Source organism: Sulfitobacter sp. KMM 9851, assembly GCF_057178245.1.
Genome location: NZ_CM169991.1, coordinates 2,626,136 through 2,650,344, shown reverse-complemented (window position 1 = coordinate 2,650,344; position 24,209 = coordinate 2,626,136). Strand labels below are relative to the sequence as shown.

The following is a 24,209-nucleotide window of genomic DNA, read 5'->3' as shown; positions in this document are numbered from 1 at the left end:
TGTCACTCTCCTTTGGTCAGTTGTGTCATTTGCGGCAGATCCGTCAGGCCGCCCATGATCTGAAGATATGCCACCAGGGCGTCCATTTCGGTCAACCGGTCGGTGCGGCCATCGAAGAAACGGATGTTGGTGGCCTCGCCATAGCGCTCTTCGACGGCATCGGCGCGGTCGGTTTCGGGATGCGCCTGGCCGTGGGCGTCATCGCTGGCGTTGGCAATCTGTTCGTCGCTATAGGGCACGCCAACGACGCGCAGAGCGGCAAGCCGTCCGGGCAGACTGGCGGTTTCCAGCGGCGTATCGAGCAGGAAGGCATATTGCGGCATCACCGATTCCGGCACCAAGGCGCGCGGGTCAACCAGATGTCTGACCTGCCAGTCGTCCGAATACTTTTCACCGATGCGCGCAAGGTCAGGCCCGGTGCGCTTTGACCCCCAAAGCATTGGGTGGTCATATTGGCTTTCGACTGCCAGCGAATAGGGGCCATAGCGTTCGACCTCATCGCGCAGGGTGCGGATCATCTGGCTGTGGCAGGCATAACAACCCTCGCGAATATAGATGTCCCGGCCGGCCTGCTCAAGCGGGGTATAGACCCGCATGTCCGGGTCTGCCTGCACGGTTTCGTCGATGCTGAACAGCGGCGCGATTTCGACAAAGCCGCCGATGGCCGAGGCCGCAATGATCCCGATGGTCAGTTTCAAGGAATGCCGTTCCGCGCGGTAATGGGTGCGGGCATGAAATTCGAAGAACTTCGAAAACGGTTTGAGAATTTTATGCAACATGCTGCTTACTCCGCGGCTGGTACGGCGGGTTCACCCGCTTCGGATCGGGTTGGAAAATCTTGCTCGGGCGTGCCTTCCCGGACATTTCTGATCGTCATGACGACGTTGAAAGACCCAATGATGGCACCGGCCAGGAACATCGCCCCACCAATGGTGCGCGCAACATAGTAGGGGTGCATCGCAACAAGTGTGTCGGTGAAGGAATAGGCCAGCGTACCGCTTTCGGAATAGGTGCGCCACATCAGCCCCTGGATGATGCCGCTGTTCCACATCGCAAAGACATAAACGACGGTCCCCGACAGGGCGAGCCAGAAGTGCCATTCCACAAGTTTCCACGAGTACATGGATTCCTTTCGCCACAGGATCGGCACCACCGCGTAAATTGACCCGAAGGTGATCAGCGCGACCCACCCCATTGCACCGGCGTGCACATGGCCGATGGTCCAGTCGGTGTAATGCGACAGTGAGTTTACCGCGCGTACCGCCATGAACGATCCCTCAAAGGTCGACAGCCCGTAAAACACCGCCGCAACCATCATGAAGCGCAGGGTCGCGTCATCGCGCACCTTGCCCCATGCCCCGTTGAGCGTCATCAGCGCGTTGCCCGCGCTGGCCCAGGACGGCACCAGCAACATGACGCTGAATGTCATGCCCAGCGTCTGCACCCATTGGGGTACGGCCGTGTAATGCAGGTGGTGCGACCCGGCCCAAATATAGAAGAACACGATGCCCCAAAACGACAGGATCGACAGGCGGTAGCTATAGATCGGCCGCCCGGCGCGTTTGGGCAGGAAATAGTAGAGCATGCCAAGGAAACCGGCGGTCAGGAAAAAGGCCACGGCGTTATGGCCATACCACCACTGGGTCATGGCATCCTGCACCCCCGAGAAGGCGGAATAACTTTTCGCGGCGCCAAAGGATGCGGGCACAGCGAGATTGTTGACGATGTGCAGGACCGCCACCACCAGAATAAAGGCGAGGTAATACCAGTTGGCGACATAGATGTGCGGCTCGTTCCGGCGGGCCAGCGTGCGCATATAGAGCACGAAGTACGCGACCCAGACGATCACCAGCCAGATATCGGCGTACCACTCGGGCTCGGCGTATTCCTTGGATTGCGTGATGCCCATCAGATAGCCCGACGCGGCGACGATGCAGAAAAGATTGAAGCCCAGCAGCACGAACCATGGCGACACATGCCCCGCCAGCCGCGCCCGCGAGGTGCGTTGCATCACGTGGTAGGAGGTGGCGATCAGCGCGTTACCCCCAAAGCCAAAGATCACCCCCGAGGTATGCACGGGCCGGATGCGCCCAAAGCTCGACCATGCGGCATCAAAACGCAGTTCGGGCCAGGCCAGCTGTGCCGCGACCCAGACGCCCATGCCCATCGCAATGACCGCCCAGAAGAGCGACAGCAAGATGCCGATCTTGGTCGGGTCGTCGTAATAGCTGATCGTGCGGTCCTCAGTCGGCGGCGCGGCATAAAGCGCATTGCCCACCACAAAGAACAGCGCCCCGGCAAAGATGAATGTGATCCACCCGTGGACCCCCATCGCATCCCCGCGGCCAATGACGCCCAGAAGGACCCCGGCCATTGCCACGATTGCGGTCAGCAACATTGCCATTTGACGCTCTGCGACAGTCAAGCGTTCCATCATTTGATTTCTTCCTTTCGGCGGGGGGGCATAGGGGTGTCGTCATCGTGCAGGATGCGTTCGGCATCACCGGCAAGATCTTCGTATTGTTGTGTGCGCAGGCTCCAGAAAAACGCCAGCAGGCCAACCATGCCCATCAGGAGTGTGATCGGGATCAAAAGGTGCAGGATCGTCATGCCGCCACCTCGCGCAGGGCCATGCGGGCGGGTTCGGCAACGGCACGCCGGTTCAGCCGCAGCGAATTTGCCACCACGGCGATCGAGGAACCGGACATCGCGATCGCGGCGATCAGGGGCGTGACGTGACCCGCCACTGCAAGCGGTATCGCCACGCAGTTATAGGCGATGGCGAGGCCGAAGTTCTGCCGCACGATCGCCGCCGTCTTGCGCGCGACCTTAAGGGTAAGCGGCACCGCATCAAGCCCGTCACGCAAGAACACGAAATCGGAAACCGCGCGCCCGGCTTCGGTCGCAGAGGCAGGGGACATCGACACATAGGCCGTTGCCATTGCGGCCGTATCGTTCAGCCCGTCGCCGATCATCAGGGGACGTTCGCCCTGATCGAGTAATTCCTGCAGGCGGGCGACCTTATCTTGGGGCGTCATATCACCGCGCGCGTCCACAATGCCAAGCTGGTCGGCGACACGGGCCACTGCCAGCGCGGCATCGCCCGACAGAATTTCGCTGGGCAGGCCATTGTGGGACAATACAGTCACGGCATCTCGCGCGCCGGGGCGCAGTGTCTCGTGCAGTGCAAAACGCAGCATCGCGGCATCGGCGAACGCAAACGCCGGGCCTTCGCCTTGGGTTTGGGTGCCTGCAATCTCTGCCACCCATGACGGGCGGCCTAACCGCGCCATCCGCCCTTGAATGCGGCCCTCAATGCCGAAACCCGGATGTTCGGTAACATCAGTGGCCGCGCCCAACCGGGCAGGGCGCAGGCCCGCGATGCAGCGCGCGGCGGGATGTGTTGAATGCGCTGCAAGCGCTGCCGCGGCAGACGTATTCTCTCCCGCGTCGGGCAGGTTACCCAGAACAGGCACACCGTCGGTCAGGGTGCCGGTCTTGTCCCAGACCGCGCGGGTTGCACCGGCCAGCCGCTCCATCGCGGACCCGTCCTTCATCAGCACGCCTTCGCCCATCAGACGACCCGAGGCCACAACATGGGCGACGGGCACGGCAAGCGCCAATGCACAGGGGCAGGTCACAATCAGCACACTGATGGCGACAAAGGCGGCGCGGTGCCAGTCACCGGTTGCCAGCATCCAACCGACAAAGGTGGCAAAGGCGACAAGGTGGATCAGAGGGGCATAAAGCTGTGCGGCGCGGTCGGCGATACGGATATAGGTGCCACGGCCCGCTTCGGCACCCGCCAACATCCGCAGCGTCGTGGCAAGAAAGCTGTCGGCGACGGGCCGCAGCGCGACGGCATCCACAGGCCCCGTCAGGTTCAGCGCGCCCGCCTCGACCTCGTCGCCCGACATCACGGCAACGGGAAGCGATTCTCCGGTGACAAGCGCACGGTCGAGGTCAGTCGCGCCCGACACGATACGCAGATCGACCGGCATCCGTTCGCCTGCCGGAATACGCAGGATCATGCCCGGCACAATGGCATCTGCTGGCACGGACCGCACCGTGCCGTCGGGGGTCACGTGCCACGCATCTCGCACAGCGAGCCGCTGTAGACCGGTCAATGCCGAACGCGCCTTGCCCCGCATCCGGTGATCCAGATAGCGCCCGATCAGCAGGAAAAACGTGAGCGTCACCGCCGCGTCGAAAAACACATCTTCACCACCGCGCGCTGTCTCAAACAGGCTCATCGCTAGGGCCAGACCAATCGCCAGCGCAATCGGCACATCCATGTTCATGCGCGACCGGCGCAGCGCGCCCCATGCCGACACAAAAAAGAAACGCGCGGCATAAAGCACAATAGGTACGGCGATCAACGCCGAGATGAGGTGAAAACTGTCACGCGTTGCGGCCGTGGCCCCCGACCAGATCGCAACAGACAGCAACATCACATTCATGGCGCCAAACCCGCTGACAGCCACCGCCTTGAGCAACGCGGTTTCGGTATCGTCTTTGGTTTCTTCGGTCAGGTCTGCACTGTCGATCAGTCGCGCGGGGTGGCCGATATGATTGAGCTCGGCAAGAACGGCCTTGATCTGATCCCCGGCCTGACCTTCTGCGCCCGTCAGCGTGACACTGACGCGCCGTAGCGTGAGATTGGCGCGCACGGTGGCAACGTCGGGAAGGGGTGCCAACGCCCGCTCGATCGCGGCAACGCAGCCGCCACAGCGGATAGAGGGCGCGGTCAGCACAAGGGTTTGGTCGACTTTAGGAGCGGTTGATTGAAAAACAGACACGTCAAAGGTCCAGCAAGGGGTTTTGACAGACTTATCGGAAGGGGCGCGGGGGATTCTTGATCCAGATCAATTTCTGACAGGAAGACGCCGATATCTTCGCCCGGCTGCAATCGGACCAAACGAGAGACAAATACCATGCGCTGATGTTGGTCGAGGCGATGCTGCAGGGGCTGGGGTGCCGCATCCGAGGCTTGTTTCAGCCGTTGCGGCAACATACGACATTTGAGCCGAGCATCGTACTACGAACACGTGGCAGCGATGACATAGTTGGCTGCACGACCTATAGCGCCGCCGCGCCATTGATACCGGGTCAATGATGATCGAGACACGTCGAGCTTTGTTGATACGGATCACGCCAGCCTCACGCAGGGCGGTCAGCTAAAACACGGCTCAGCAGTGCCGGCCTGCCGGTTGACTTGTGCTACAGGCCGCAAATTGGGTAAGAGACCGCGTGAACGCCCGTTAAAACCCGAGGAGATCGTCGCATCCTCCCTCCAACCGTGTCTGTGTAATATGTCCAGAAGAAAAACAGAATTGGCTGCGCGTTTATCCGTGGCACCCATGATGGACTGGACCGATCGGCACTGTCGTTACCTGCACCGGCTGCTGAGCCGGAATGCATTGCTTTACACTGAGATGGTGACGGCGCCGGCGCTGGTGCGCGGGGGCGCGCTGCATTTGCTGGATCACGATCCGTCAGAGCATCCGGTCGCACTGCAATTGGGTGGGTCGGAACCGGCAGAGTTGGCGCAAGCAGCGCGGCTGGGGGCGCAGGCGGGGTATGATGAAATCAACCTGAATGTCGGCTGTCCGTCGGACCGGGTTCAGTCTGGTTGTTTTGGCGCGGTATTGATGCAGCAGCCCGCCTTGGTTGCCGATTGCGTGGCAGAGATGCGGGCGGCCTGTGATGTCGAGGTGACGGTCAAATGTCGTATTGGGGTGGATGATCAGAACCCTGACGATACCTTGCCAGAGTTTCTGGCCCGGATCGTTGGGGCGGGCTGTACCCGCGTGACGATCCATGCGCGCAAAGCTTGGCTACAGGGGCTTTCGCCCAAGGAAAACCGCGATATCCCGCCGTTGGATTACGACATCGTGCACCGCATGAAAGGGCTGTTTCCAAACCTGCATATCTCGGTGAACGGTGGCATCACCTCGCTTGATCAGGCCGAGGCCCTTCTTGCGGGCGGGTTGGATGGCGTTATGATCGGGCGCAGCGCCTATCACGCCCCCGCCGATATCCTGAGCACCGCGGATCGGCGTATCTTTGGGCAGGGTGACGATACGACAGCCGAAGATGCGGTGCGCGCCATGTTGCCCTATATCGAGGCGCATCTGATCGCGGGCGGGCGGTTGAACCAGATTGCGCGGCATATGCTGGGGCTGTTCGCGGGACGTCCCGGTGCGCGGCAGTGGCGGCGGATGCTGTCAGAAGGCGCACATGTGAAGGGTGCAGGGCCGGAGCTGGTTTTGGCAGCCCTGGCGCAGACCATACAGGTTCAGAAAGATGCATTGGTCGGATAAACGGCGTTGCCCACCGCCGCCGTTGACGTCTTTGCCAAGATGTTTCTAAAGGTCGACGAAAGCCAGCAGGCGTGGGTTAACCGATGTCTGCGGCAAGGGTCAGCAGCAGGTCAATGTCCATATAGCGTTCAACGTGAGCGGCCAACGCATCAAGCGTGTCGTCCACACCGGTTTCAAAATCCAGCGACGATGTGACGCCAAATTTTTCAAGATAGGCCCGGCGGAAGGCATCAGAGTTGAAGATGCCGTGCATATAGCAGCCTTCGACACGGCCCGAGGGCGCGGCGGCGCCTTCGGGCTGGTCATCAAAGCGCAGCCAGGCGCGCGCGGTATCGGGGCCATGGGTTTCGCCAATGTGGATTTCATAGCCGCTGAGGACGGTGCCGCTGGCCGGATGGATGCCGGATTTCAGCGCCAGGTGTTTCAGCGGTTCCATCACCGTTTCCACGTCCAGATGCCCCAGCCCGGGCACCCGGCTGGCGGGGCCTTCGATACCGTGGGGGTCTGCGATGCTGCGCCCCAGCATCTGATATCCGCCACACAGGCCCAAGACATGTCCGCCGCGCCGGATGTGGGCGGCCAGATCAATGTCCCAGCCTTCGGCGCGCAGGGCGGCGAGATCGGAAATCGTGGCCTTACTGCCCACCAGAAGGACCAAATCGGCGTCGGCGGGCAGGGGGGTACCGGGCATGATCATGCGCAGATCAACGCCGGGTTCGGCCGCCAGCGGATCGAGATCGTCAAAGTTCGAGATCCGCGGCAGGCGGGGCACCGCGATTACGCAGCCCGCCCCGCCAGAGCGCGCACGCGCGGGCAGGTCCATCACGTCTTCGGCGGGCAGGCGATGTGCCTGATCAAACCACGGGATCACACCAAGGCTGGGCCAGCCCGTGCGTGCGGCGATATCGTCGCGGCCAGCATCAAAGAGGCTGCGGTCGCCGCGAAACTTGTTGACTGCAAAGCCGCGGATGAGGGCGTTATCGCTATCGTCCAGCACCGCTTGGGTGCCGACGATCTGGGCAATCACGCCGCCCCGGTCAATGTCGCCCATGAGCACAACAGGAACGCCCGCTGCGGTGGCAAAGCCCATGTTGGCGATATCGCCGCCACGCAGGTTCGTCTCCGCCGGAGAGCCTGCACCTTCGACGACGATCAGGTCGCAATCTGCCGCAAGGCGCTGGAATGATTGTAAAACGGCAGGCATCAGTGCAGATTTCTTACGGCCAAAATCCGCGGCCTCTTGTTGGCCTGCAATCTGGCCCTGAACGATCACCTGCGCGCCGGTGCTGCTTTGCGGTTTGAGCAGGATCGGGTTCATGTCGGTATGGGGAGCCACTCCCGCGGCGCGGGCCTGTAGTGCCTGCGCGCGGCCGATCTCGCCCCCGTCACTGGTCACGGCGGCATTGTTGGACATATTTTGCGGCTTGAACGGCCGCACGCGCATCCCGCGATGGACGCAAGCGCGGATGATGCCTGCCACGATCATCGACTTGCCCACATTACTGCCGGTGCCCTGGATCATGATGGCTTTGGTCATGGCAAGCCCTTTTTACAAGTTTGGCGCAAACTGGCCTAATTTCACTTCAGTGGAAAGAGGGGGCGGGAGAAGGAGCCGTTGGACACAAAAAAACGCAGCCCGAGGGCTGCGTCAATTGTTCCGGCTGGAAAGGTCGGATCAGGCGGCTTCGGCCTGCTGAGCGGCGTGGCGACGCTCGGATTCTTCACGGGACAGGGCGACGGAGGTGCGGACACCCTTGCCGACAAAGTCCATCAGACCGGACACAACCCGTTCGTTCGGGTCGATGCCGGCACAGCTCAGCACTTCGCGACCATCGCGCGAACGTGCCCAGCGGGCAATCTGTTCTGGGCCATTGCCATACTTCTTATCGTCGGCAATCGCGTCATCCAAAGCGGCCAGTACCACGGCAGCAAAAAGTTTACGGGCACGGTTGCCTTGTTCGTTATTGAAAGCAGTGCCATCAACGAAATCTTTCATCTCGTCGTCCTTTCTATTATTCTTGCTCTTGTCATTTCGGCGTGGGGTTCCTTATGACGGATGTTGTTCGATTCGGATACCGATTTTTCGCATAACTCCCATGCGCAGGGCGCATATCTCGCTGCGGGTGCAGCACTACATATCGCCTGCTTGCAGGGGCTCTTCCCTCCAGATATAGAACCCGACAAAGTATCATCAACCTTTTGCCTCAGGTTTTGTCATATGCCAAAGATTCACGGAAACGAGATCCGCCCCGGGAACGTTCTTGAACATAACGGCGGCCTCTGGGCGGCTGTCAAAGTCGATCACGTCAAACCCGGTAAGGGCGGTGCCTTTGCCCAGGTCGAACTGCGCAACCTGCGCAACGGGTCGAAATTGAACGAACGCTTTCGCTCTGCCGACAAGGTGGAAAAGGTGCGTCTGGAACAGAAAGATCAGCAATTCTTGTTTGAAGACAGTGGGATGCTGGTTGTCATGGATACGGAAACCTATGAGCAGGTTCAGTTGTCTGCTGATCTGCTGGGCGATACACGGCCCTTCCTGCAAGACGGCATGATGATCGTCGTGGAGTACCACGACGCAGAGGCGCTGAACGCGCGTCTGCCGCAGAAAGTGGTTTGCAAGATCGTCGAGACCGAGCCAGTGGTCAAAGGCCAGACAGCGGCAAATTCATTCAAGCCTGCACTGCTGGACAATGGCGTGCGCGTGTCGGTTCCACCCTTCGTAGGACAGGACGAGGATATCGTCGTGAACACCGAAACCATGGAATATGTCGAACGCGCTTGACGCGACGTCACAATTCAAGTTGTCTCAGCAGCCCCGGTTCGCCGGGGCTGTTTTGCATTCAGCTTGGCTGTTTTGGGGTCCATTCCACCGTGGCATCGTCGGCCTGCATCGGTCCCGCGGCGCGGTCGAAACGTAGATAGGCGATGGCGCGGTCATGCGATTGGGTGAACAGGGTGCCTGCGGGTTTGCCATCTGCGGTAATTGCAGCCCCAATCGCTGCGCTGCCCGAGAGCGCGACTTGGGCCAACCCTTTGCGCAACTCTGTCTTGTGCTTCATCCGCGCGGTGACTTCTTGCCCGACATAGCAACCCTTGCGGAAATCCACCCCATTCAGGCGGCCGAATCCGGCTTCTAGGATAAACGTGTCGGGGGTTAGTTCGATCCCCGTTTCAGGGATCAGGTGCGCCACGCGCAGGGCGTCCCAGTCAGTGGTGTCGTCGGTCTGTGGTGCTGTGCGATATGCGCGCCAGCCCATCGCGGGATGGCGGGGGTCGGGGTGCGCGTCCTGGGGCATATCACTGGTGCCGCGGTGCATGTGCAGGTCGGTGGGCGCAATCGCCACTTTTGCGCGCAATTTGTACATCGCAAGGCGCTGGCCCAACATATCGCCAAGGCTGTCGTCGACGTCCAGCAGCACGTCATCTCCGTCAGCGACAAGAAAGAAATCGGCAATGTATTTGCCCTGCGGCGTCAGAAGGGCGGCGTAGACCAGCCCGCTGGTCAGCTTGCTGACGTCATTCGTCACAATTCCCTGGAGGAAATCGAGGGTGTCAGGGCCTGTCAGGCGCAGGATGCGGCGCTGGGTCATGCTGTTGTCCTTTTCATCTTTGCCATGACATATAACCTGGGACGGCTATCCAAAAGGGGCAACCATGCGCGCGCCGATCTCTGTGATCATTCCGACCCTTGATGCCGAGGCTGACTTGCCCGCCTGCCTTGCCGCGTTGGTCGAAGGATTGGAGGCCGGGTTGATCCGCGAATTGATCATCAGCGATGGCGGATCGACTGATGCCACCCGCGAGATTGCTCAGGCGTGGGGTGCCGATACTGTGACGGGCCCCGCCGGACGTGGTGGGCAGTTGCGGCGCGGATGTGCGGCGGCGCAGGGTGCGTGGCTGCTGGTGCTGCACGCGGACACGGTTTTGGCACCGGGGTGGACCGGGGCGGTGCGCGATCATCTGGTAGGGGATGCGGCGGGCTGGTTCCGGCTGCGGTTTGACCGGGGCGGTCTGCCCGGGCGGCTGGTGGCCGGATGGGCCAACCTGCGCAGCCATCTGGGGCTGCCTTACGGTGACCAGGGACTTTTGCTGCCAACCCCCCTCTATAATGCGGCAGGTGGTTATCCCGATCAGCCCTTGATGGAGGACGTGGCGCTGGCGCGCGCATTGCGCGGGCGGTTGCAGCCACTGGGGTGTGATGCCATCACCTCTGCCGTAAAATACCGGCAGCAAGGCTGGCTGCGGCGCGGGGGGCGCAACCTGTGGACCTTGCTGCGCTACGGCGCCGGGGTGTCGCCCGAACGTCTGGCACAGGCATACCGGCGCGACTGATTATCCGAACAGCCGCGTGCCGATCCGCTGCAACAGACTGGGCTGCTGCATCCGTTCCCGCCGCGCCTGCGCGCTGAGCGCGCTGAGGCCGCGCGCGTCCGACACGGTTTTACCATCGCGGAATTGCAGGCGATATAGGTCGGCATAGATCCCGCCCCGGTCCAGCAGTTCCTCGTGGGTGCCTTCGTCTTTGACCTGACCGCGGTCCATCACCACGATCTTGTCAGCGCTGCGGATGGTCGACAGGCGGTGTGCGATCACAACAGTCGTGCGGCCCTTTGCCAGCCGATCAAGCGCGTCCTGCACCACCTGTTCTGACTGCGCATCAAGCGCGCTAGTGGCTTCGTCAAGCAACAGAATCGGCGTGTCACGTAACAGCGCGCGGGCGATGACGATGCGCTGGCGCTGGCCACCCGAGAGGGCAGAGCCGCGCGGGCCGACCCGGGTTTCCAACCCGTGTTCCAGATTGGGCAGGAAGTCGGCCACATGCGCTGCTTTCAGCACGTCGTTCAAAGCTTCGTCAGTGACGTCGGTACGGCCCAGCACGATATTTTCGCGCAGGGTTTCGTCAAAGAGCAGCGCCTCTTGCGTCACCACGGAAAACATCGCGCGCAGATCGGGCAGGGCCATGTCAACGGTTGCTGTACCACCGATCTTGACGCTGCCGTTTTGCGGATCAATCAGCCGGGTCAGCAGATTAAAGATCGTCGATTTGCCGGCGCCCGAGGCACCGACCAGCGCCGTTGTCTGCCCCGCCTTGGCGGTCAAGGTCAGTTTGTCCAGCACCTTGGCGTCACCATAGGACAGATCGACGTCCTGCAATGCGATGTCGGGCGGTCCGGTTGGGGCGGGCTGTGGGTTAGGCGGGGATTTCAGCAGTAGTGGTGCATCCATCAGTTCCTTGATCCGTTCCAGCGCGGCGGCGGCCATCTGCCACAATCCGCTGATGGCACCGAGCCGCCGCAACGGGCTGAAGGTAAAGCCCATGGCAGTAAAGAAGGTCATGAACTGGCCAATGGTTTTCTCGCCCGCGATAATCTCGGAGCCGCCGTAGATGATCACCGCCATGAAACCGACGCCCGACATCAGGTCGATCATCGCCGGAATGGCTGAATTGCCAAATGCGGCGCGCACTTCGGTGCGGATAAAGGTACGGGTCAGAGCGCGGTACTGGCGCGATTGATATTCTTCGAGCGCGTTCAGCTTGATCTGGACAATTCCGTGAAATACCTCGTCGAGCCGGGTGGCCAGATTGGCCCCCAGATCGCGCGCCTCGCGCGAGCGGGCGCGCACGAAGCGCTGCGCAATCGCCGCCGGTAGAACCATCAGCGGCACCCCGATACAGGCCATCAGCGCCCAGATCGGATCAATGGCGATGGCCACACCCAGCAGAATGATCAGCCCGATAAGGTCGCGCCCCGCCCCGGTGATCACGGCACGCCAGACGTCACCGACGGCGTTTACATCGGACTGAACGCGCTGAATCAGAAAACCGGGCGGATGGCTTTGGTGGAATGCCCCGTCCTGCTGCATCGCTCTGTCCAGCAGATCGAACCGCATCTCGGCAGCAGAGCGCATTGCGATCCGCGTCAGCAGCACCTTTTGCACCACGCTGGCAAAAGCGCGAAGGGCGAAGATGCTGATCAGTACCAGCCCGACCCAGATCAGTACATCCTGCTGCCCGGCCACAAAAACCCGGTCAAACATAGGTTCCATCAGCTTGGCCAGCACGCCAAGGGTCGATCCCTCGACCACCATAAAGAAGACCGCGATGGACATCAGGCCCAGGTGTTTTTTCAGGTATCCCTGCCAAAGCCAGCGCAGCAATTGTCCCGAAGTGTAGGTTTGGTCATTCATCGAGGGGCCACGGTCCTTTTGGGGCAATGCAGCCTCTGGTGTACGAAAGCCGGGCTTGCAGGGCAAGCGGATGCAACGCACGATCTGCGTTGACCCGCCCGGTGGCGCAGATAAGGTGCGGCATAACTACGCCTTTCTTAACCCCAATGGATATGTTGTCGCCGCCATGACCACGACCTTGAAACAGGCCCCCGGCCGTTCGTACCTTGCCATTCCCGGCCCTTCTGTGATGCCCGATGCGGTATTGAATGCCATGCATCGCGGCGCCCCAAACATCTACGCGGGCGAACTGCCTGACATGATGCCGGATTTGATGCGCGATCTGCGCCGCGTGGCGCGCACAACACATCACGTGGCGATGTACATCGGCAACGGCCACGCGGCATGGGAGGCGGCGCTGAGCAATGTGATCCGCCCCGGTGATAAGGTGCTGGTGCCGGCCACGGGCCGCTTTGCTATCGGCTGGGGCGAGATGGCGACCGATCTGGGGGCCGAGGTCGAAATCATGGACTTTGGTCGGGCCGCAGCGATGGATCTGGCGCAGGTCGCAGCGCGTTTGGCTGAGGACAAGGCGCACGAGATCAAAGCGGTACTGGGCGTGCATGTCGACACCTCCAGCTCAGTGCGCAATGACATTGCCGGACTGCGTGCCGCGATGGATGCCTGCGACCACCCAGCGTTGCTGATGGCCGATTGCATCGCATCATTTGCCTGTGACCGGTTCGAGATGGACGCCTGGGGTGTCGATATCATGGTAACCGCGTGCCAAAAGGGTCTGATGGTGCCACCGGGACTGGGATTTGTGTTTTTCAATGACCGCGCCGAGGCGGCCCGCAAGGCCCTGCCGCGGGTCAGCCGCTATTGGGATTGGTCGCCGCGCGCCCATCCGCAGGAGTTTTATCAGTATCACTGCGGCACCGCGCCGACACATCATATCTACGGGCTGCGCACCGCGCTCGATATGATCCACGCCGAAGGCATTGAACAGGTCTGGCAGCGCCACGCGACATTGGCCGGGGCTGTCTGGGCCGCCTGCGAAGCCTGGTCGACGCGCGGCACGCTAAGGATCAATATCGAAGACCGAAGTCTGCGCAGCCATGCGGTGACAGCGCTGCGCCTGCAATCGCCCGATGCCACGCGGCTGCGCGACTGGGTGCAGGGCAATCTGGGTCTGACACTTGGTATCGGGCTGGGCATGGCCGCGCCGGGGGACGCGGCATGGCACGGGTTTTTCCGCCTGGGTCACATGGGACACGTCAATGGTCACATGATCATGGGGCTGCTCGGCGGGGTCGAAGCGGGAATGCAGGCACTGAAAATCGAACATGGTGACGGTGCGTTGGCCGCCGCCGCTAAGGCGATTGCGCAAGGTGGAGGCGACTAGCCCGCAGCCCCCCCCGCGTGGGGTGGCAGTGGTGCAAAGGTATTTTTAGTCCAAAAAAGATTAAAGGGAAGGCGCGCCTGCATCTTTCAGTGCGTCAGGTAGGGCGGCGGCGAACAAGGCCAGTTGTTCTGGCGTGCCACAGCTGACACGTATGCAGCGGTTTTGCGGCGCGACAAATGGCATCCGCACAAAGATGCCGCGTGCGATCAGCGCATCGAGAACCGCCTTGGCAAAGGTGCCGTCCCGGCCACAGTCAATTGCCACGAAATTTGTCGCGGACGGCAGGGGATACAGCCCGTTTTCGATGGCAATTGCGGAAATGGTATCGCGCGCCTCGGCGATCTGCGCCAGCGTTTGCGCCAGCCAGTCCTGATCTTGCAATGCGGCCAGTGCGCCCACCTGGGCCGCACGAGCAAGTCCGAAGTGATTGCGCACCTTGTGGAAGGCCATGATCAGGTCAGGTGCCGCGATGGCATAGCCGATACGTGCGCCTGCCAGCCCGTATGCTTTTGAAAAGGTGCGCATCCGAATGACGCGCGGGTCATCAGCGCGGAGCGGCAGCGCTGTGCCTTCAGGGGCGCATTCGAGATAGGCTTCGTCGAGCAGGAGCAAACAGGTTTTGGGCAGATCATCCAAGGCGCGCAGCAATGTATCGCCACTGTGCCAGCTGCCCATCGGGTTGTCCGGGTTGGCGAGATAGACCAGCTTGGCATCCACTTCGGCGGCTTTGGCAAACAGGGCTGCGGGGTCTTCGTGATCGTCACGGTACGGCACTTTGTGCAAGGTGCCGCCAAAGCCCGCGACATGATAGTTGAACGTCGGATAGGCCCCGTCTGAGGTCACCACCGCATCGCCGGGACCAACGAGCAACCGAACGAGATAGCCCAGCAGCCCATCAATACCTTCGCCCACCACAATATTGTCGATGGCGGTACCGTGCATGTCCGCCAAGGCGCGGCGCAGGTCGATACTTTCGGAATCGCCGTATTTCCAGTGCTCCTCGGCCGCGATGGCTGCGATCGCGCGGGGAGACGGGCCAAAGACGTTTTCATTCGCTCCCAGCCGCGCGGCAAAAGGACGGCCAAGGGCACGCTCCTGCGCTTCGGGGCCGACAAATGGCACATTGGCGGGCAGGGATTCGGCAAGCGGGGTGAGGCGAACATGTGTCATGGGTGGGTGATATGTTGCGCGCGCAGGCGGGGCAAGAGCCTGCGCTGCCGTGACGTTTCGCTGGCGCGGCGGTGCGGAATGGGCTGAACTGTGCCAAACCAGATCAGGAGAGCCCTATGCGCCGCGTCACCACCCGTTTTGACCATCACATCGCCTTTGTGACCCTCACCCGTGCCGACAAGATGAACGCCCTCGACCAGCAGATGATAGACGAAATTATCGAAGCGGGGCAGGAGGTTGCAGGCTCTGACGCGCGTGTTGTCGTGCTGTCGGGCGAGGGTAAGGCGTTTTGTGCTGGGATCGACATCACCGGGCTGTCGGGGATGATCGGCAAAGACCCGACCGAAATGATCATGCCGCGCAGTCATGGCGATGGTACAACGAACCAGTGGCAAGAGGTGGCGATGGTCTGGCACCGGATGGAGATTCCCGTGATCGCGGCGTTGCACGGCGCCGTCTATGGCGCGGGCCTGCAACTTGCGATGGGAGCAGACATTCGCATCGCCGCACCGGATAGCAAGTTGGCGGTGATGGAGATGAAATGGGGTATCGTGCCCGACATGGGGGGCATGGTGTTGCTGCCGCGTCTGCTGCGCTCGGACGTGCTGCGCCGGTTGACCTTCACGGCGCAGGCAGTCGATGGCGTGCAGGCCGAGAAGTGGGGGCTGGTGACAGAATTGGCCGATGACCCGCTGGCCGCCGCGACGACATTAGCCGAGGTCATCGTGGGCAAAAGCCCCAGCGCCATCCGCGCTGCCAAGAGGTTGATATCTTACGCTGAAACGGCGGCCTCGGCGGAGGACATCTTGCTGGCGGAATCACGAGAGCAGGCGGATCTGCTTGGCAAACCCCACCAGATGGAAGTGATCGCCGCCGAATTTGGCAAACGCCCCGCTGTGTTCAAGTAGAGGTGCCGCGCGCGTCCTGCCTTAAGGGCGCCAGCCTGCCGTGCAGCGCCAGACCTCTGGCTGGTGCTGCACGGATGTCGCGTTAACCCAGTTCGGCGAGGCGGTTCAGCGCCGCTTGCAACTGGTCCGCTTCTTGCTGACGCGCATCAAGGTTTGCCTGCGCCTCGGCCACGACCTCTTCGGGCGCTGAGGCCGCGAATTTGGGGTTGTTCAACCGCCCCTTGAGCCCGCCGATTTCCTTGCCCAGCTTATCGAGCGATTTCTGCAAGCGCGCTTTTTCGGCGTCGATGTCGATCAGCCCTGCCAGCGGCAAACCAAAGGTTGCACCGGGCGCACCGATAGACACGGTTCCTTTAGGGAAATCATCCGCCTTATCAAGCGCTTCGACGCGGGCCAGACGTTTGATCATCGCCTCGTTGCGATCCCATGCCCCCTGTGCTGCGGCATCCATGTCGGTGACCAGCATCGGCACCTGCAAACCCGCAGGCACATGCATCTGCGCCCGCGCTGAGCGGATGCTTTCGATCAGCCCGATAACCCAGTTCAACTCGCGGTCGGCGTCGGCGTCCAGCAGATCGGTGGTTTCGTAGGTTGGCCAATCGGTCAACGCCAGCAATTCGTCGCGGTTGGCTGTGGTTTGCCACAGTTCTTCCGTGATAAAGGGCATGATCGGGTGCAGCAGGATCAGACATTGCTCCAACACCCAGGCCATCGTCTGGCGCGTTTCCTCTGCCTCCGGCGCGTCGTCCTGCAACAGGGGCTTGGACAACTCCACATACCAGTCGCAAACCTTGCCCCAGACAAAGGCATAGAGCGCGTTGGCAGCATCATTAAAACGGTAGTTTTCGAGGGCCGCGTCGACCTCTTCGCGGATGCGGGCGGTCTCTCCGACGATCCACTTGTTCAGTGTTGCCTGCGGCTTTGGCATCCGCGCGGGTGCACCGGAGAACACGCCGTTCATCTCGGCAAAACGGTGGGCGTTCCACAGTTTGGTGCCGAAATTACGGTAGCCCGCGATGCGCTGGGTGCTGAGTTTCAGGTCACGCCCCATGGCGGCCATCGAGGTGACGGTAAAGCGCACGGCGTCGGCGCCAAAGTCGTCGATCAGCTCGAGCGGGTCGAGGACATTGCCGAGGCTTTTCGACATCTTCTTGCCCTTCTCGTCGCGCACCAGCGCGTGGACATAGACGGTGTCAAACGGGCGCTCACCCACCACGGCGTATTGCATCATCATCATCCGGGCGACCCAGAAGAAAATAATGTCAAACCCGGTGACGAGGACGGAGGTGGGGAAGTATTTTTCCAATTCCTCGGTTTGTTCGGGCCAGCCAAGGGTGCCGATAGGCCAGAGGCCGGAGGAGAACCATGTGTCGAGCACGTCGGGGTCGCGGCGCAGATTTTTGCCCGGCGCCATCGCCTGTGCCTCAGCTTCGGTCGGGGCGCAATATTCATTGCCTTCATCGTCGAACCAAACCGGAATTTGGTGGCCCCACCACAATTGCCGCGAGATACACCAAGGCTCGATATTCTCCAGCCAGTGGAAATAGACCTTTTTGTCCTGCTCGGGCAGGATCGCCACTTCGCCTGAACGCACCGCATCAATGGCGGGCTGCACGATCTTGTCGGTGGCGACAAACCATTGGTCTGTCAGCATCGGTTCGATCACGACTTTGGAGCGGTCGCCAAAGGGCTGCATGATCTTTTTGTTTTCGACAAAGGGGACCAGCTTTGAACTTTCCTGCCCGTCTTCTTCGTCGATCACGGGGACGGAGACCATGACGGCCAAACCTTCGGCGGTGATTTCCTCGACGACCTTTTTGCGCGCCTCGAACCGATCCAGCCCGCGATAGTCATCAGGGACGAGGTTGATCTCGGTCGCGTCGGCGGGGGCGTCTTCGCGGCCTTCGGCAATTGCTTGGGCGCGGGCGGCGGCCTCAGCGTAGGGCAGGCCATCGGCGCGCATTGCGCCGCGGGTGTCCATCAGCGCGTAAAGCGGGATGTTGTTGCGCGTGGCAACGCCGTAGTCGTTGAAGTCATGCGCGCCGGTGATTTTCACGGCACCCGAACCGAAATTCTTGTCCGGGTATTCATCGGTGATGATCGGGATCAGGCGGCGCTGCGCTTTTGGTCCAACCGGAATTTCGCATAGTTTTCCAATGATTGGCGCGTAACGTTCATCTGATGGATGAACTGCAACCGCGCCGTCGCCCAGCATGGTTTCGGGGCGCGTGGTGGCGATGGCGATGTAATCGCGCGTATCGCGCAGGGTGACGTTGCCGTCTTCGTCTTTCTCGACATATTCGTAGGTCGCGCCGCCCGCGAGGGGGTACTTGAAGTGCCACATGTGGCCGTCGACTTCGGTGGATTCGACCTCCAAGTCAGAAATCGCGGTTTCGAAATGCGGGTCCCAGTTGACCAAGCGTTTGCCGCGATAGATCAGGCCCTTGTTGTACATATCCACAAAGACCTTGATCACCGCATCGTGGAAATTGCCTTCTTCGCCCGCAGGCGATCCTGGCGCGCCGGACATGGTAAAGGCGTTGCGCGACCAATCGCAGGAGGCACCAAGGCGGCGCAGCTGGTCAATGATCGTGCCGCCGGATTTCTGCTTTTGCTCCCAGACCTTTTGAGTGAACACCTCGCGCCCCAATTCGCGGCGGCTGGGCTGCCCGGTGGCGGCCAGATCGCGTTCCACCACCATCTGTGTGGCAATGCCTGCGTGGTCCTGGCCGGGCTGCCACAGGGTGTCATACCCCTGCATCCGGTGCCAGCGGATCAGGATATCCTGCAACGTGTTGTTAAAGGCATGGCCCATATGCAGCGAGCCCGTCACATTGGGCGGCGGGATCATGATGGAGAAGGTCTCGGCCCGGCTGGCATTCGCGCCGGCCTTGAACGCGCCTTTGGTTTCCCAGTCGGCGTAAATGCGGCTTTCGGCCTCTGCTGCGTTGAAGGTCTTTTCGAGTGCCATGATCATATCCCTTTTGTTGCGCCCCATTTAGCGGGCTGCGGCGGCAAGGGAAAGACCTATGGCACAGCCCAAGTGCGGGCCCTAGCTACGTCGGTCGATCTTGGTGCTGAGGTGGATCAGGCTTTCCGATCCTTTCACGCCACGTGCTTCGCCAATGCGATCGAGGGTTTCGTCGAGTTCTTGGGTGGTCTGTGCCGCGATCTGTACCAGCAGGTCAAAGCGGCCAGAAGTGGTATGCACGACCTGCACGCCAGCCAAGCTGCGCAGGCGGTTCAGGACAGCGGGGCCGGAGCGCGGTTCGATGCTGACCAAGGCTGTGGCGTGCAGCGGTGCGCGGGCGGCTTCACCCAGACGCACGGCATAGCCAGCGATCACCCCGCTGCGTTCCAACCGTTCCAGCCGCGCCTGCACGGTCGAGCGCGCAAGCCCCAAACCCCGCGCCAGATCGGCCACCGGCAGGCGGGCGTTCGATTGCAGGGCGCTTATGAGCGCACGATCTGTTTCGTCAATTTGTATGGTCATGTCGGCAATCTGTCGGAAGTTTCATGCAATATAGACGTAGTGATACGTTGAATCGACAAGAATCTGCGCTGAAATATGGAAAACACCTTGGAATCAAAAAGAGGCCCCTTTCGATGCAGCATAGCGCCCCCCTGTCCGCCACACCCGCCGCCTATCTTGCCAAACATCAGCCCGATGCGCCGATGATGTTTCTGGCACCTAATGTCTTGCAGGCCACAGCGCGGCGGTTTCTGGCGGATTTTGACGGGCTGGTGACCTATGCGGTCAAGGCAAACGACCGCGCAGAGGTTCTAAGCAATCTGGTAGCTGCGGGGATCACGGCCTTTGATGTGGCATCGCCTGCGGAAATGGCTGCGGTACGCGCCGCCTGTCCGAAGGCCGTGTTGCATTACAATAATCCGGTGCGGTCCGAAGCCGAAGTTGCCGCAGGCATTGCCGCAGGGGTAGCAAGCTGGTCGATAGATGATGCGGCGGAACTGGCAAAACTGGCCGAGGTGCCGCGCGGGGCCGAGGTGGCGGTGCGCTTTGCCCTGCCGGTCAAAGGGGCGGCCTATGATTTCGGGGCCAAGTTTGGCGCGGCCCCGGATCAGGCGGCGGTCTTGTTGCGGATTGTAGCGGACATGGGCTTTGCCCCGTCGCTGTGTTTCCACCCTGGCACGCAGTGCAATGATCCGCAGGCCTGGGCACAGTATGTGCGTGCGGCAGCAGGGATCGTGCGGGCGGCCGGCGTCACGATCAAGCGGCTAAACATTGGTGGTGGCTTTGCCGTGGATCGTGGATTTGACGCGCCAGATCACCAGGCCGTTTTTGCCGCCGTCATGGTCGCAGTCGACGAGGCATTTGGCGCCGACGCGCCCAGTCTGCTGTGCGAGCCGGGCCGGGCGATGGTGGCGGACGCCTTTGTTCTGGCGACCCGCATCAAGGGGATGCGCGCCGACGGGCGCACGGTGTTCCTGAATGATGGCATCTATGGCGGATTGCCCGATCTGCGCGATATGGGGCTGTCCGCACTGGTACAGGTTCTCGACCCCACGGGCGCGCCGCGCCGAGGCGCCACCGTGCCGCGCGTCGTGTTTGGCCCGACCTGCGATTCGCTGGACCGTTTGCCAGATGGCCTGCCTCTGCCTGAGGGCACCCAAGCAGGGGATTTTGTGCTGTTTGGTGGCATGGGGGCCTACTCCATCGCGATGTCCACCGCATTCAACGGCTATGGGCTGCAACGTGTCGAAATGGTGGATGCGCTAAATTTCAGCAGGTCTGCCGCGATCAAGTGTGCCGCCTGAAGCCGGCCACTTCCCCCTCTGGACACTCGCGCCTGCGCCGCCCATGTTGCGCCTGACTGTCAAAGTTAGGTGAGGATGTGCGTCGCATGGAAAAGTTCGGGAAAAGCCAATCGGTGAAGCGCGTTGAGGACGTGCGGTTTCTGACCGGCGCGGGGCGGTATGTCGATGACATTGCCCCCGCGAACGCGCTACACGGGTTCTTTTTCCGCTCCCCCATCGCCCATGGCGCGATTACCGAGTTGGATGTCTCGGACGCGCGCCAAGCCGAGGGTGTGCATCTGGTGCTGACCTGCGAAGATCTCGAAGCGGCGGGGATGGATGTGGCAATGCCCGGGACCGTGGTCAAGAACCGCGATGGCAGCAGCGGCGCGGCGCCGCTGCGGCCCATGCTGGCAAAGGGCCGCGTGCGCTATGTGGGCGAACCGGTCGCGATGATCGTCGCGGAAACGATGCAACAGGCCCGCGATGCCGCCGAATTGATCATGTTCGACGCCGACGACCTGCCCGCCAAGGTTGATCTGGGTCCGGGGGGCGAGACTTTGCACAGCGAAGCGCCCGATAACCGGGCGTTCGATTGGGGCATGGGCGACGAAGAGGCGGTCGAGGCGGCCTTTAAGGATGCCGCGCGCCGGGTGAGGCTTGAGATTGAGGACAACCGTATCATCGTCAATTCGATGGAACCGCGCGGCTGTTACGCCGAATGGGATGGCGAGCGTCTGCATGTTGCCAACAACGGGCAGGGCGTGTGGCAGCCCAAAGGGTTTTTGGTAAAGGCCTTTGGTCTGCCAGAGGACAACGTGCGCGTGACCAATCCCGACGTGGGTGGCGGTTTCGGCATGAAGGCGATGGCCTATCCTGAGTATTTTTGCGTGGCACAGGCGGCGCGGGTGCTGGACCGCCCGGTGCGCTGGATGTCTGAACGTACCGAGGCGATGCTGACGGATAATGGCGGGCGTGATCTGACCTCATGGGCCGAGTTTGCCTTTGATAAGAACCACAAGATCACGGCCTACCGCGTCGATACGCGGTGCAATCTGGGCGGATATAACAGCCAGTTCGGCCAGCCGATCCAAAGCCAATTGTTCAGCCGGGTCCTGATGGGTGTCTATGATGTGCAGACGACCTACCTGCACGTCGAAGGGTTCTATACCAACACGGTACAGGTCGATGCCTATCGCGGGGCCGGTCGGCCAGAGGCGATCTATGTACTTGAGCGGCTTATGGACCGCGCCGCGCGTGAGCTGGGTGTAGACCCGTGGGAGTTGCGGCGGATCAACTTTATCAAACCCGATCAGTTTCCTTATAAATCTGCCACAAATGAAACCTATGACGTCGGTGATTTTAACCGCCTGCTGACTCGTGTCGCTGTCGAGGCCGACCGCGATGGCTTTGCCGCGAGGCGCGCAGCGGATGCGAAACGCGGACTGCTACGGGGGCAGGGACTTTGTTACTATATCGAAAGTATTTTGGGTGATCCTTCGGAAGGGGCCAAGGTGGTCTTTGAAGAGGATGGCAGCGTGACGATCTATGTCGGCACCCAAAGCAACGGCCAGGGCCATGAAACCGTCTATGCCCGTTTCCTGTCCGATCAAACGGGTATCCCGGCCGATCGGATCAATGTGGTACAGGGTGACAGCGACCTGATCAAACAGGGCGGCGGCACGGGGGGCTCACGCTCGGTGACCACGCAGAACAACGCGACGCTGGCCACGGTGGCCAAGATGACGAGCGTCTTCACCGCATTTCTGGCCGAAGAAATGGGCGTCGAGGCAAGCGCGGTCAAATTCGATGATGAACGGTTCCGTGCCGAGGGGTCAAACCTGACGCCGACGATGCTGGAGGTGGCGGATATGGCCCGCGCCAAGGGGCGCGACGATCTGCTGACACATCATGAACGTGCCAGCCTGCCTGCGCGCAGTTTCCCCAACGGGGCGCATGTCGCCGAGGTGGTGATTGACCCGGACACGGGGATCACGACGGTTGAACGCTATACCGTGGTGGACGATTTCGGCAACCTTATCAATCCGATGTTGGCCGAGGGGCAGGTGCACGGCGGTGTCGCCCAAGGGATTGGTCAGGCGGTGCAAGAACGCGTTGTCTATGACGAAGACGGCCAGCTGCTGACAGCATCGTTCATGGACTATGCCTTGCCACGCGCTGCTGATTTGCCGAATATTTCCTTTACGTCCGAGCCGGTGCCGTCGACGGCCAATATCATGGGGATGAAGGGCTGCGGCGAGGCGGGCACTGTCGGCGCACTGGCGGCGGTGGCAAATGCGGTGCAGGATGCGCTGTGGGATCGCGGTGTGCGGCAGGTGGACATGCCGTTCACCCCTCACCGGGTATGGGAGATGTTGCAAGGTGGCACCATCGCGGCAGAATAACGGTTTTCTGAAACGCCTGTTCGGGCGGCTTTGGCAGCGCCCGGCGTCGGATTTCGGTCCACGCCGGGGGGCCGTGACCCATGTGATAATACTCGATGGCACGATGTCGTCGCTCGACGAAGGTCAGGAAACCAACGCCGGGATTGCCTATAAACTGTGCCGCGAGATGGGCAGCGCGCTGTCGATCTACTACGAACCGGGGCTGCAATGGCGCGACTGGCGCAGCGCCGCTGATGTGGCGGCCGGGCGCGGGATCAACCGACAGATCAGGCGCGCATACGGCTATCTGGCGTCACGATTTCGCCCTGGCGACCGGATTTTTCTGATGGGGTATTCGCGTGGTGCCTATGCGGTACGGTCGCTTGCCGGGGTGATCGACCGCGTCGGGTTGCTGCGCGCCGAGGCCGCGACCGAACGTAACATCCGTGATGTGTATCGCCACTACGAAGCCCATGATATCACTGATCTGTCGCGCGCCTTTGCCGCTGCGCACTGCCACGAGCTGCCGGTCGAGATCGAGGCGATTGCCATCTGGGACACGGTGAAATCGCTTGGCATCAACGCGCCGTTTTTGTGGCGTCTGTCAGAGCCGCTGCATGCCTTTCACAATCACGATCTGAGCGGGGTGGTGAAGAACGGGTTTCATGCGCTGGCCCTCAACGAATCTCGAATGGCCTATGCCCCGGTAAAGTGGACAACACCTGAAGGCTATGAGGGGCGGGTGGAGCAGGTGTGGTTTCCTGGGACCCATGGTGACATTGGCGGCCAACTTGGCGGATACGAGGCGGCACGGCCATTGTCGAACATTCCGTTGGTCTGGGTGCTGTCGCGGGCCGAGGATTGTGGGTTGCCTTTGCCCGAGGGTTGGGCGCAGCGGTTTGTGCAAGATGCCACCGCGCCGTCGGTTGGGACATGGCGGGGATATGGCAAGGTGTTCATGACACGCCGTCGTCGCCTGGTAGGCACGGACCCGTCAGAGCGGCTGCATGAGAGCGTCGGCGCACGCGCCGAGGCCACAGAAGGCGGCGGTAGCGTCCTTCAGCGGATGCAGGGAGTTTTGCCGTCGTTGTAAGGA

At 61.4% G+C, this 24,209-nt stretch carries 19 protein-coding genes; 8 read left to right on the top strand and 11 right to left on the bottom strand.

Translation table 11 applies throughout. The annotated features are described in order from the left end of the window. Positions 1–2 precede the first annotated feature (2 nt). The 4 genes from ccoO to AC1965_RS13070 are packed head-to-tail and all read right to left on the bottom strand — an operon-like array spanning position 3 to position 4,799. A complete protein-coding gene (gene ccoO, locus AC1965_RS13085; protein ID WP_483884297.1) occupies positions 3–779 on the bottom strand; it encodes a cytochrome-c oxidase, cbb3-type subunit II in 777 nt (258 codons plus the stop codon). A 5-nt stretch (positions 780–784) separates the two neighbouring features. Next, positions 785–2,437, bottom strand: a complete 1,653-nt coding sequence (gene ccoN, locus AC1965_RS13080; RefSeq protein WP_483884296.1) for a cytochrome-c oxidase, cbb3-type subunit I — start codon at positions 2,435–2,437, stop codon at positions 785–787. Continuing rightward, positions 2,434–2,610, bottom strand: coding sequence for a cbb3-type cytochrome oxidase assembly protein CcoS (ccoS, locus tag AC1965_RS13075; protein WP_483884295.1), 177 nt, complete (start codon positions 2,608–2,610; stop codon positions 2,434–2,436). Before ccoS ends, ccoN begins: the two co-directional genes overlap by 4 nt. After that, entirely contained in the window at positions 2,607–4,799 is a 2,193-nt protein-coding gene (locus AC1965_RS13070) for a heavy metal translocating P-type ATPase (RefSeq protein WP_483884294.1), read from the bottom strand. The genes ccoS and AC1965_RS13070 overlap by 4 nt, the downstream gene beginning before the upstream one ends. A 561-nt stretch (positions 4,800–5,360) precedes the next feature. On the opposite strand from AC1965_RS13070, the gene dusA reads away from it, so the two are divergent. Then, positions 5,361–6,323, top strand: coding sequence for a tRNA dihydrouridine(20/20a) synthase DusA (gene dusA / locus AC1965_RS13065; RefSeq protein WP_483884293.1), 963 nt, complete (start codon positions 5,361–5,363; stop codon positions 6,321–6,323). Between the two features lie 76 nt (positions 6,324–6,399). Here the strand turns inward: dusA and AC1965_RS13060 are convergent, their stop codons facing one another. Continuing rightward, positions 6,400–7,860: a cobyric acid synthase gene (locus tag AC1965_RS13060; RefSeq protein ID WP_483884292.1), complete on the bottom strand. Its 1,461-nt coding sequence runs from the start codon at positions 7,858–7,860 to the stop codon at positions 6,400–6,402. Positions 7,861–7,998: 138 nt separating this feature from the next. After that, positions 7,999–8,319 (bottom strand): DUF6280 family protein, encoded by a 321-nt coding sequence (locus tag AC1965_RS13055; RefSeq protein ID WP_093915679.1) that lies wholly within the window; start codon positions 8,317–8,319, stop codon positions 7,999–8,001. Positions 8,320–8,541: 222 nt separating this feature from the next. Here AC1965_RS13055 and efp point away from each other — a divergent pair, with 222 nt between their 5' ends. Continuing rightward, the gene (efp, locus tag AC1965_RS13050; RefSeq protein ID WP_483884291.1) at positions 8,542–9,105 is read left to right on the top strand and encodes an elongation factor P; all 564 of its coding nucleotides are present in this window, start codon (positions 8,542–8,544) and stop codon (positions 9,103–9,105) included. Between the two features lie 58 nt (positions 9,106–9,163). Here the strand turns inward: efp and ygfZ are convergent, their stop codons facing one another. After that, positions 9,164–9,913 (bottom strand): CAF17-like 4Fe-4S cluster assembly/insertion protein YgfZ, encoded by a 750-nt coding sequence (gene ygfZ / locus AC1965_RS13045; RefSeq protein WP_483884290.1) that lies wholly within the window; start codon positions 9,911–9,913, stop codon positions 9,164–9,166. A 64-nt stretch (positions 9,914–9,977) separates the two neighbouring features. Here ygfZ and AC1965_RS13040 point away from each other — a divergent pair, with 64 nt between their 5' ends. Further along, positions 9,978–10,655, top strand: a complete 678-nt coding sequence (locus AC1965_RS13040) for a TIGR04283 family arsenosugar biosynthesis glycosyltransferase (RefSeq protein ID WP_483884289.1) — start codon at positions 9,978–9,980, stop codon at positions 10,653–10,655. Here AC1965_RS13040 and AC1965_RS13035 read toward each other — a convergent pair whose 3' ends face one another. After that, positions 10,656–12,512, bottom strand: coding sequence for an ABC transporter ATP-binding protein (locus AC1965_RS13035; protein WP_483884288.1), 1,857 nt, complete (start codon positions 12,510–12,512; stop codon positions 10,656–10,658). It abuts the gene before it with no gap. Positions 12,513–12,678: 166 nt separating this feature from the next. On the opposite strand from AC1965_RS13035, the gene AC1965_RS13030 reads away from it, so the two are divergent. Beyond that, a complete protein-coding gene (locus AC1965_RS13030) occupies positions 12,679–13,896 on the top strand; it encodes a pyridoxal-phosphate-dependent aminotransferase family protein (RefSeq protein WP_483887043.1) in 1,218 nt (405 codons plus the stop codon). Between the two features lie 60 nt (positions 13,897–13,956). Here AC1965_RS13030 and AC1965_RS13025 read toward each other — a convergent pair whose 3' ends face one another. Next, a complete protein-coding gene (locus tag AC1965_RS13025; protein ID WP_483884287.1) occupies positions 13,957–15,066 on the bottom strand; it encodes a pyridoxal phosphate-dependent aminotransferase in 1,110 nt (369 codons plus the stop codon). A 116-nt stretch (positions 15,067–15,182) separates the two neighbouring features. Between AC1965_RS13025 and AC1965_RS13020 the strand changes: the two genes are divergently transcribed. After that, positions 15,183–15,974 carry a crotonase/enoyl-CoA hydratase family protein gene (locus tag AC1965_RS13020; protein WP_483884286.1) on the top strand — a complete coding sequence of 264 codons (792 nt, stop codon included), beginning with the start codon at positions 15,183–15,185 and terminating at the stop codon, positions 15,972–15,974. 82 nt (positions 15,975–16,056) lie between these two features. Here AC1965_RS13020 and AC1965_RS13015 read toward each other — a convergent pair whose 3' ends face one another. Then, positions 16,057–18,945, bottom strand: coding sequence for a valine--tRNA ligase (locus AC1965_RS13015; RefSeq protein ID WP_483884285.1), 2,889 nt, complete (start codon positions 18,943–18,945; stop codon positions 16,057–16,059). Positions 18,946–19,026: 81 nt separating this feature from the next. After that, complete coding sequence (locus AC1965_RS13010; protein ID WP_483887042.1) at positions 19,027–19,461, bottom strand: Lrp/AsnC family transcriptional regulator; 435 nt, start codon at positions 19,459–19,461, stop codon at positions 19,027–19,029. A gap of 119 nt (positions 19,462–19,580) precedes the next feature. Here AC1965_RS13010 and AC1965_RS13005 point away from each other — a divergent pair, with 119 nt between their 5' ends. The 3 genes from AC1965_RS13005 to AC1965_RS12995 all read left to right on the top strand — a co-directional run bounded on the left by AC1965_RS13005 (position 19,581) and on the right by AC1965_RS12995 (position 24,206). After that, positions 19,581–20,750, top strand: coding sequence for a type III PLP-dependent enzyme domain-containing protein (locus tag AC1965_RS13005; protein WP_483884284.1), 1,170 nt, complete (start codon positions 19,581–19,583; stop codon positions 20,748–20,750). Positions 20,751–20,836: 86 nt separating this feature from the next. Then, positions 20,837–23,134, top strand: a complete 2,298-nt coding sequence (locus AC1965_RS13000; RefSeq protein WP_483884283.1) for a xanthine dehydrogenase family protein molybdopterin-binding subunit — start codon at positions 20,837–20,839, stop codon at positions 23,132–23,134. Beyond that, positions 23,112–24,206, top strand: a complete 1,095-nt coding sequence (locus AC1965_RS12995) for a DUF2235 domain-containing protein (RefSeq protein WP_483884282.1) — start codon at positions 23,112–23,114, stop codon at positions 24,204–24,206. The genes AC1965_RS13000 and AC1965_RS12995 overlap by 23 nt, the downstream gene beginning before the upstream one ends. The last annotated feature ends 3 nt before the right edge of the window (positions 24,207–24,209 follow it).

Bases quoted from the DNA above. Each gene is read 5' to 3' on its own strand.
- ccoO (WP_483884297.1), bottom strand. From the start codon at position 779: ATGTTGCATAAAATTCTCAAACCGTTTTCGAAGTTCTTCGAATTTCAT.
- ccoN (WP_483884296.1), bottom strand. From the start codon at position 2,437: ATGATGGAACGCTTGACTGTCGCAGAGCGTCAAATGGCAATGTTGCTG.
- ccoS (WP_483884295.1), bottom strand. From the start codon at position 2,610: ATGACGATCCTGCACCTTTTGATCCCGATCACACTCCTGATGGGCATG.
- dusA (WP_483884293.1), top strand. From the start codon at position 5,361: ATGATGGACTGGACCGATCGGCACTGTCGTTACCTGCACCGGCTGCTG.
- AC1965_RS13060 (WP_483884292.1), bottom strand. From the start codon at position 7,860: ATGACCAAAGCCATCATGATCCAGGGCACCGGCAGTAATGTGGGCAAG.
- AC1965_RS13055 (WP_093915679.1), bottom strand. From the start codon at position 8,319: ATGAAAGATTTCGTTGATGGCACTGCTTTCAATAACGAACAAGGCAAC.
- efp (WP_483884291.1), top strand. From the start codon at position 8,542: ATGCCAAAGATTCACGGAAACGAGATCCGCCCCGGGAACGTTCTTGAA.
- ygfZ (WP_483884290.1), bottom strand. From the start codon at position 9,913: ATGACCCAGCGCCGCATCCTGCGCCTGACAGGCCCTGACACCCTCGAT.
- AC1965_RS13040 (WP_483884289.1), top strand. From the start codon at position 9,978: ATGCGCGCGCCGATCTCTGTGATCATTCCGACCCTTGATGCCGAGGCT.
- AC1965_RS13035 (WP_483884288.1), bottom strand. From the start codon at position 12,512: ATGAATGACCAAACCTACACTTCGGGACAATTGCTGCGCTGGCTTTGG.
- AC1965_RS13030 (WP_483887043.1), top strand. From the start codon at position 12,679: ATGACCACGACCTTGAAACAGGCCCCCGGCCGTTCGTACCTTGCCATT.
- AC1965_RS13025 (WP_483884287.1), bottom strand. From the start codon at position 15,066: ATGACACATGTTCGCCTCACCCCGCTTGCCGAATCCCTGCCCGCCAAT.
- AC1965_RS13020 (WP_483884286.1), top strand. From the start codon at position 15,183: ATGCGCCGCGTCACCACCCGTTTTGACCATCACATCGCCTTTGTGACC.
- AC1965_RS13015 (WP_483884285.1), bottom strand. From the start codon at position 18,945: ATGGCACTCGAAAAGACCTTCAACGCAGCAGAGGCCGAAAGCCGCATT.
- AC1965_RS13005 (WP_483884284.1), top strand. From the start codon at position 19,581: ATGCAGCATAGCGCCCCCCTGTCCGCCACACCCGCCGCCTATCTTGCC.
- AC1965_RS13000 (WP_483884283.1), top strand. From the start codon at position 20,837: ATGGAAAAGTTCGGGAAAAGCCAATCGGTGAAGCGCGTTGAGGACGTG.